Origin of the sequence: Longibaculum muris (assembly GCF_004343035.1) — a bacterium.
Classification (GTDB): domain Bacteria; phylum Bacillota_I; class Bacilli_A; order Erysipelotrichales; family Coprobacillaceae; genus Longibaculum; species Longibaculum muris.
In genome coordinates this window covers 33,789-42,874 of sequence record NZ_SMCQ01000025.1, presented here as the reverse complement: position 1 = coordinate 42,874, position 9,086 = coordinate 33,789, and the positions used below count along the sequence as shown (strand labels likewise).

General features: G+C 28.1%; 10 protein-coding genes. 1 reads left to right on the top strand and 9 read right to left on the bottom strand.

The annotated features are described in order from the left end of the window. Nucleotides 1-114: 114 nt before the first annotated feature. Nucleotides 115-2,154 (top strand): sensor domain-containing diguanylate cyclase, encoded by a 2,040-nt coding sequence (locus EDD60_RS13485; RefSeq protein ID WP_066445234.1) that lies wholly within the window; start codon nt 115-117, stop codon nt 2,152-2,154. Between the two features lie 24 nt (nt 2,155-2,178). Here EDD60_RS13485 and EDD60_RS13480 read toward each other — a convergent pair whose 3' ends face one another. The 9 genes from EDD60_RS13480 to EDD60_RS13440 all read right to left on the bottom strand — a co-directional run bounded on the left by EDD60_RS13480 (nt 2,179) and on the right by EDD60_RS13440 (nt 9,029). Continuing rightward, complete coding sequence (locus tag EDD60_RS13480) at nt 2,179-3,615, bottom strand: sensor domain-containing diguanylate cyclase (RefSeq protein WP_066445212.1); 1,437 nt, start codon at nt 3,613-3,615, stop codon at nt 2,179-2,181. Nucleotides 3,616-3,778: 163 nt separating this feature from the next. Continuing rightward, a complete protein-coding gene (locus tag EDD60_RS13475; protein WP_066445214.1) occupies nt 3,779-4,348 on the bottom strand; it encodes a hypothetical protein in 570 nt (189 codons plus the stop codon). 35 nt (nt 4,349-4,383) lie between these two features. Next, nucleotides 4,384-4,893 (bottom strand): DUF3916 domain-containing protein, encoded by a 510-nt coding sequence (locus tag EDD60_RS13470; protein ID WP_066445216.1) that lies wholly within the window; start codon nt 4,891-4,893, stop codon nt 4,384-4,386. A gap of 19 nt (nt 4,894-4,912) precedes the next feature. Further along, nucleotides 4,913-5,455, bottom strand: a complete 543-nt coding sequence (locus tag EDD60_RS13465; protein WP_066445219.1) for a hypothetical protein — start codon at nt 5,453-5,455, stop codon at nt 4,913-4,915. Nucleotides 5,456-5,474: 19 nt separating this feature from the next. Further along, on the bottom strand, nt 5,475-5,939 hold the full coding sequence (locus EDD60_RS13460; protein ID WP_066445220.1) for a DUF6756 family protein: 465 nt from the start codon (nt 5,937-5,939) through the stop codon (nt 5,475-5,477). Beyond that, complete coding sequence (locus EDD60_RS13455) at nt 5,924-6,562, bottom strand: hypothetical protein (protein ID WP_132226496.1); 639 nt, start codon at nt 6,560-6,562, stop codon at nt 5,924-5,926. The genes EDD60_RS13460 and EDD60_RS13455 overlap by 16 nt, the downstream gene beginning before the upstream one ends. A gap of 13 nt (nt 6,563-6,575) precedes the next feature. Continuing rightward, nucleotides 6,576-7,292, bottom strand: a complete 717-nt coding sequence (locus EDD60_RS13450; protein ID WP_066445228.1) for a leucine-rich repeat domain-containing protein — start codon at nt 7,290-7,292, stop codon at nt 6,576-6,578. A 480-nt stretch (nt 7,293-7,772) separates the two neighbouring features. After that, nucleotides 7,773-8,156: a DUF7668 domain-containing protein gene (locus tag EDD60_RS13445; protein WP_066445232.1), complete on the bottom strand. Its 384-nt coding sequence runs from the start codon at nt 8,154-8,156 to the stop codon at nt 7,773-7,775. Between the two features lie 6 nt (nt 8,157-8,162). Then, complete coding sequence (locus EDD60_RS13440; RefSeq protein WP_207905370.1) at nt 8,163-9,029, bottom strand: hypothetical protein; 867 nt, start codon at nt 9,027-9,029, stop codon at nt 8,163-8,165. Nucleotides 9,030-9,086 lie beyond the last annotated feature (57 nt).

Here is a 9,086-nt window from a genome sequence, read left to right as displayed (position 1 = left end):
TCTATGTGATAATGTTTATTCGTTTTTATAAGTAATATTTGATTAATTTCTTGCTTTCGCTATATTTCAAAATAAAAATAGTGTATGATAGAAATATGATTAGAGGATTATATGATGAGAGAAGAATTACAAAGAACTTTTAATGAATATTTTGAACAATTTGAAAAAACAGAAGAAGTCAATACAAAATTAAAAAGATTAGTCTTAGAAAACATTGGTTTACAAGATGAACTTTTTCCAATTTTAGAACAATTTCAAGCCATTGCTAAAAAACAAAATTATACCTATTCAATAGCATTAGGTTATGCGATGTGGTTTTATCTTTATTATACAAGAGATTTAGATAAGGCCATTGCCTATAATGAAAAAGCCCGTGAACTATTTATGCAAATTCCTGGTTATGAAAATATGGAAGGTATTTTAACTGTTGCTAATAATGCAGTTCTGGTGGAGATTCTTAAGGAAAACTATGGTGGAGCTTATATGGAGATTCTTAAAGCCATGCCGATGGCTGAAAAGAATGGAAGAATAACTTATTATTCGGCTTTTTTAAATAATGGAGCAATTATTTTAGCTGAGTTTGGACTTTATAAAAAAGCTATCCAGCAAGTTGAAGAAACGTTACAAAAGCATGATATTATTGGTGATAGTAATTATATTGTCACAATCTTTTTATTAATGAACTTATGTATCAGTGCAAAAGAAGTTAAAAAGGCAAAAGAAATTTTAAAGGAATATGCTTCTTATCTGCAACAAACAGAACTATTTAATCTTCAGATTTTTAATAAGTTTTCGGTTGAAATTGCTATGTTAGAAGAAAATCGTGAAGAAGCAAAACGTTGTTTTGAGGTTTTACAAAAGACATATTCTTTTGAAGATAATGATTTATTGGATAATGCTGAAGTTTATTTGGTTTATGCTCGTTATTATTTATTTATGGAAGATTTTGAAAAGGCTGAAATCTATTATCAGATTGTTTATGATAATTTTAATAATTTACTTGGAAATAAATTGCGTATTCGAGAAGAAATGTCTTTTCTTAAAGCTAAACAAGGGCAATATAAAGAAGCTTACAAGCATTTAAATGAAGCGCGTATACGAAGTCATCAATATGTCAGGTTTATTGATGATATGTATCGTCATGAATTGGAAGATGTTTGGCAAAAGAATCGGATGTTATCGTACGAAGTTTTATATCAAAGATTACTTGATATTACTTCTTTTGGTAAAATCGTAACATCTTCATTAACAAGAAATCAATTGATTGACGTTATTAAAGAAAGACTTCCTCAAATCTTTAAATTTGATATTTGTCGTTTACTTCTTTATGATGAACAAAAAACAGAATTTAAATCTTTAGATAATACCATTTTTTCATCTCAAAATTCTTTATTACAAAAGTGTGTAGATGAGCGACAATCTATTACTTATTCAAATATTCTTGAAGGCGATTCAACTTGTATTGATTTAGGAGAGCTTTATCAAAAGAATTTACGTTCTGTTCTTTTACAGCCGATAACTTATCAAAATAATTTATTAGCAGTTATCTATTTTGGTTCATTCCAAATCAACTTTTTTAGTCAAACTGATCAAAGTCTTTTACAGGTTTTTGCTGATTATGTTGCTATTGCATTACAAAATATATATCGTTTTGAAGAAGCGTTGGTGAAAGCAAGTTTTGATTATTTAACAGGGACTTATAATCGTAGTGCATTAATGCAACAAGGTGAAAGTATGCTTTTAAAGGCTAAAGAGAATCATCAATCGATAGGTGCTTTGATGATTGATATTGATGATTTTAAAGTCATTAATGATACTTATGGGCATATTCAAGGTGATGAAGTCATTCGAAAAGTTACTCAAATTATGGATAAGTATAAACAACACGGGATTATTGCTCGATTTGGAGGAGAGGAATTTATCTTATTGATAAATGATATAACCATTGAACAGCTTTATCAAATTGCTGAACAGATTCGTTATGAATGTGAATCATGTCTATTGCATATTGGTGATAAAGATATTCATTTTACGATTTCTATAGGATGTTGTTTTAGAGAAAATATATTTGAATCTTTAAAAGATATTTTTGAAGAAGCTGATCAACGTCTCTATATTGCAAAACGAAATGGAAAGAATTATGTTCAAATGTAATTAAAAAGTAGCCGTAGCTACTTTTTATTTTATAACGATTGTATTTCCCCCATAAGCCTTAGCTTCATATAAAGCCTCATCCGCTAATTTCGTCAAATCATCCAAACTCATATCAGCTAAAATCTCAGTCATCCCAATACTTATCGTGACAGCTCCGCCACTAAAATGACATTCATGTTGGAGTTGAAGTTGCATTCTTTGTAAAATATCCTGAGCTTTTGATAATGGACATTTAAAAACACCAATAAACTCATCCCCACCCCAACGTGCAGCAATTCCATAACCATTCATTGATTCTTTTAATGCTGAAGCAATTTGGGATAAAATACGATTACCTTCTAAGTGTCCATCTGTATCATTAATAGATTTGAAATGATCTAAATCGAACATAAAGATAACACATTTTTCTGATTCATTAAGACATTCAAATTTTTCTTTAAAAGATTGTTGATTTGGTAAACCAGTTAAATGATCAATATTTAATAATAATGATAAACGTTTATTATACCAACGAATAATAAAAGTAATTAACATCAATAACATGACTAACATAATCATCATAATGAAAATATCTTTTTTAATTAATTCTTGAAATGATGTACGTAATGGTTGCGTATCCTTGGTTACAATCAAATACCAATTTAAATTATCTACATAACAAGAAATAATACATTGATTTGCCTCTGATTGAGGATACCAATTCATTTGAAATGATTTTTTATCCTCTAAAATCTGGGTTTTAAATTCTTTTAAAATCGTATCATCAAAAACATTTATATTTTCTATCTTATGTGAATCAGAACTGACAGTTATTTTTCCACTTTGATCAATAAGGATTGCTTGTAAATCATAATCCGTTTCATATTTCTTAAGTAAGTCTTGTAACTTACTCATCTTAACTCCAACCCCCGTAACCCCTAAAAATTCACCATCTTTACCTTCAATTCGACAGTCTACAAAAACTGTTAATTCATTAGCATTCACTTCATCTGTATCAATATTCAAACGATAAGGTAATTGACTATCAACAAAATCATAATACCAATCATCATGTTCATTTTCTGGGCTGACAACCTTATTAACCCCATCATAATAAAAGTAAGTATTGCTATATGCTGAAATCGTAAAAACCGAATCATATTGATACTTTTGACGATATGTATTCAAATATTCTTTCATCTGTTTTTGATGATTTGTATCTTGAGGATTTTTCTTTTCGGCATATAACCAATTTTTTAAAAATGAATCTGAAGCCATTGTTTGAGCCACAAATAATGGTTTCATCATATCTCCCTTAATTTCTGCATAAATATTAGATGCCGTTAATTTTGAGATATTTTCAATATCATCTTCAATTACTGGTTTATATGTTTGTTGACTCATAAAAGCAGTTAAAGTAAAACCAATCACTAATATTAATACCAAAAGTGAATTAATAAATAATAGTAAATGCTTTTTCATAAAATTCTCCTTTCAAAAAGATGAATTGAATTTCCTTTCATTTTTGTTATTTTATCACAAATTAGTCACAATAAAAAGTGTTTATCACTTTTATATAAATTTAAAAGACACTTTTTTAAAAGTGTCTTGACTTGTATTTAAATAATAAAAAGCATATTTATTTTTAATATGTCCAATTACAATCTTTTATAGCTTTTTGATTATCTGAATGTATTTCTTCTCTTTTTTCAGTTTCATCCATATGAATAAGGATATCTTCTACTTCTGCTAAAGACATTTTCAAAGTCTCAGCTACTTCATTTGTATCTTGGTTAGCCTTTAACATAATTCTAGCTTTTTCAATTTTACCATCTAACCAATTATTTTCTTTCATCCATTGTTCAAACCTAGTTATCAAATATTCTTGTTGGGATATTGTCGCAAACTGGGGATATTTTTTTATACTTTCTTTTAAGTAAGAATATATCAATTTTCCTAAATGTTCTCTCTGTTCATTTTTAGATAGAACCATATAATCACTATCTTCTTGACGAATATCAAGCATTAAAGTCTGTTCTTTTTGATAAAATCGTCGAAATGTTCGCCCTACATTCTTGCCACAACGTACAGTTATTGAAATATCATAAGGAAAATCCCATGACAAAGCCAACTTTTCAAGTGAATGCATTTCATCCATAAGTGATTCAACACAATTCGTATAACAAACAGCAACACTATAAAATTGCAATTCCATAAAACTTTAATCTCCCTTCATCAATAAATATTTAATTATGAAATAAACTCTACAACTTCACCATAAAACCACAATTCATTAGTAAATATGTCACCTTCATCATTTATAAATTGTCTTATTCCCATTTCACAAAGATCAATATTTAAGCTTTGTCTTTTTGCAAATGAATCATTCTCTATCAAAATCCATTTTTGATAATCGTCATGACGTTCAAAAAAAGACTCATAATAACTCTTATCAAAAAAAATAATGATTTCACTGCTCCAAAGATTAGGAATTGATAATAAAGCAACAATCTTACAAAACTTTAAATCTTGTGGTTTTTCTTCAATAAATTTTTTTGTTGTGGATAACCATTTTTGATAAAAGCTTCTTTTCACTTGATTTGATGTTTTTGCCCTTTCTATAAATGGATCACTTGGAACATGAAAATGTTCATACAAAACATCCTGATTCCAACAAGGTTCAAAACAATCAATATAAGAAAACATTTTTTCTAACTTACGTTTTTGACCACGTTGTTTTTTTCTACTTCCCTCATACATAATGAATACCTCGACTTTTCTATATCTTTAAAGCAATAAAATCTAATACTGACTTCCACCCATCACATTGACTTCCATAACCCCATAAAGGATCAGTGATATCTTCTAGTCTATCTAATCTTTGATGGATTAATCTTACCATTGCTTTTCGATTTTCAATTGTTATATGATTTAATCTTTCATCATTAACTTTGAAATGAGCATTCTGTAAAAAATTAACAATATCATAATAACTTTCATCTTCATTTGAGAAAGTTGTATACTCTGGAAATAAAGAAATAATACTTTCAAAAACAGTTTTCATTTCTTCTAAACCAAAAATTTTTAAAACATCTGGAATATAAGGCACAAGGTATGCCTGTTCACATATCAAACACCACCAACCATCATTTTTCCAATTTCCAATCATATTTATCCCAACATGGACCACAAAAAGATCTTCACTTACTTTTTCTTTTATTTCCTGTAGACTTCCTAATTTCCATAATTGATCAGAAACTTCCACCAATACACCTTCATCTATTTTTGATTGATTTTGAAACATATCTTGTATTGTTAACATTGTATTTTTTCCTTTCAGTTTATTTTATAACTTGATAGTTAAGCTTATCGCCTAAAAAACAAACAACTTCTTCATGACACTCACTTATTAACCAATCATATTTTTTAGAAACAAGATAAAAATCATCAGGATTACTATTATCGATCACTACAATGAGTTCTGGAATATACATTTCATAAACCCAATATTTTGGTTGATAATCAACTGTATCTTCAAAAAGAACATAGATGGGTTCTTTATTATCTAAAATGATTTGAGGAAGTAAGTGATACCAGTTCATTTGTTGACTGATATCTTTATAAATACAAGACCATTGAGATTGAAATCCATTTCCCATATTAGACCAATGAATATGTTGACCATTTTTAACAAATGTCTTTTCTATTTGGTGAATAATTGATGCATATTTGAATTTCGAGACTTCAAAAATACGTTTTCGATCAAGATGAAATTCTTTAATAATATTTTCTACATCATTACGCATATTTTTCCTCCCTGATTTGATGACATCAAACGAAAATCATAGTGATCATCATCACATTTTTCTAAATTATCTTTAATCATATCTTGTGGTTGACTAAAATAAAAGCCATAAGCATACCCTTTATCATATTTGATTTCATATTCAGTTCTATCAATCTTTTTAAGAGCAATCAATGAAAACTGATATTCTCCCTGAGCAAGAGGAAAATCTATAGCACTAAAGCTCTCATTACCTTCTAAATCAAAATAACTGCGTTTTGTTTCTCCACTAGCTATATTCTTTCCATAATATTCTAGATATCCAAAACTAGCTAGAGTCACAATACCTTGTGGTCCAACCTTTAAATAAAAATCATCATATTGAAATATTTTTTGATATCCTTGAGGACACACAAAATTCTGACTTTCTGTTTCTATAAAAATAGGAACATCACCTGCATTAACAGGATGAAACGGAACTATAATTCCTTTATCAATCAATTCAAAATAAATATCCATATGTTTATTAAAATAAGATATAAATTTTCTTGCTTTACATTTTTTCTTTTTTATTTCTTCCATAAATAAATCAACAGAAAGAAATGCTATACCATAATCATCTGGAAAAATTGTTTTTTCTATCATTACAATCATCTCCTTATTCAATCATTGTATTGGGTAATTTTTCTTGTAATAATTTCAGCTGGTCTTTTTGATAATAACGTGGTAACAGCTTTAAATATTTTAATTTATTTAATGAAAATATTGGTGAAATATCATTATTTTCAATCGCTAAAACAAAGAATAAATATTGTAATTCTTTAAGACTTGATAATGGTTCTACACTTTTTATTGGTTTTCCTACTCCACTCATTCCTCCACTCGATAAATGTAATTCTTGTAAAGAGGTTAATTTGGATAATGGAGATAAATCATATAAATTCTTAAAATCTCTTATATATAATGTTTTTAAATTCTTTAATCCAGATAAAAAGTCTATATTGTTGAGTTTTGTTATAGTTGATAGAATCAAGACTTCTAAATGAGAAAGCGAAGATAAATCCATGATTGACTCTTGTTTTAGACAAGCGATATGTAAATATTTAAGATTGGGAAGTGTTTTTAAAAGATTCATGATTTCTTCATTGACTTCATTTAAGTAGATTGCTTCGATATTTGGATTTTCATAGATTGATTCATAATGACTGTAAGTCAGTTTATATTTTTTAAGGGGCATTTTTAATGATAAGACTTTTGTCTTTTGAGGTACTTGGGATAAGTCATATATTCCTTGAACGGTTCCTTCAAGTTGACCTAAGTCTACATAAGGATGATTGGGATTTTCTTCTTCTAATAAATAATGATTCCAATTCATATAAATTCTCCTTTTTAATATATTGATGCATCATCATAATAACAATGATAATGATAAGAGCTATCTAACTTCACTTCAATTTGTTTTATCTTTTCACAGTTCAAATGAAATTCCAAACATATTTTATCAATAATCATTTCTTGATTAAGAATAGGATTCAGAAAGATAATAGCTTTTCCATGTCTTATTTCTACTCGTCCACGAGGATAATATTGATAAGAATGGTTTTTTGTTAATTTTTTAGGTAATTGATTCTATTGCATTTTATGATTAAAAGATGTTCCTGATTTCGCATTTAATTGAATTGTATGATCTAATTATATTGCCATTTTCATCACATTCAACTTTAAAAGCGAGTAAATCAAATGGTTCAAATATTGGATAACTTTCTTCATCATAGTGACATATGATCCAAAATATACCTCGGTATATAGAACTTATCAATTGAATTCCTCCTCTCATAAAATGAATAATCATTTTTTATAAAACATGGACATCTAGAATTCTTGCTTCTATAATATCTTCTTCAGTCCAAATAAATTCCATTTGTAAAGTTAAATCATTGAAATTGGAATCTGTTGTTAGTGCATAATCAAGCGTAAAACCACTGCCATCATTATAGACAACACAATCAAGTTGTTGATAGTCATCATTTGAAGAAAGATCACAAGGGACATCAAATGCATCAATGTAAGGTAATCCATTTAATGTTAAGTATTCTTCAATTGTTTCCTGCAATGTTTGTTGTGATATTTGATATAGTTTTGCATAATGACAAATATCTTGATATCTTCTTTTTGACAAAGCATCTACAACTTGTTTAACAATAGGCTTAGCAATTTCAACTGCTTCTTTTTCTGTCATTTTCTTTTACTCCTTAAACGATAATAAATATTGACTAAAATATTGATCAACTATCTCCTTGTTATAGCTATCTTCTCCTCGCCAAAATTCAGCAAAGGTCCAATCGTTTTTATTTTTTACTGTTCTATTATATGAACCCGGTTTTAATATTCCTATACATGCCAATATTTCAATAAGCATTGATCTTTCGTTTTTGTTTGATCGAAAGAAAGGAATATCTTTGATTTTCTCACATAATACACTGGGATAATCATTGGGTTGACATGTTTGAATCATTTTAAGTATATTTTTAAAGATTTCACAATCTTGCTTTGTTGGTTCTAAAATATCCTCTTTAATGAATTGTTCTAAATCAAAAAGAATATAAATGAGTTCACCACGACGAACTCCACCCCATTTGATACGTTCAAAATTAAGTACATTTAAATCAACATCTTGATAATATTCGTTTCCAATAATACCATATTTTAAATCACGACAGATTTGACAAGTATGAGATTTTTCCGCAATCTCTCCATCTTGATAAAAATGTCCTGAGATAACTGGCGTATATAGATGAGGAATCAATAATTTTGCAATACTGTATGAAGCAATCGCTGAACGATAATCCAATCGACGTGTTGATAAACTACATAAAAATGCTTTAGTAACTTGTTCTAGGGTAATTGTATCAATAATTTCAATGATTCTTTTTATACATTCATCATGTGTTATTGTGATAGGATCAAACATTAAACCTTTAGCTTTTGCATATTCAAAATCAAGTGGATCTGTATAGGGTTGATTTTTCCATCCTGAACTTGACCAATATGTTTTTAGTAAAATATCTTTTGCTTTTTTATCCATATCCATTATTCCATCCTTCTTATTCATATTACATTATTCCTATCACTAATACCCCTTTGAATTGTCGTAAAGTGCTCATTTTTT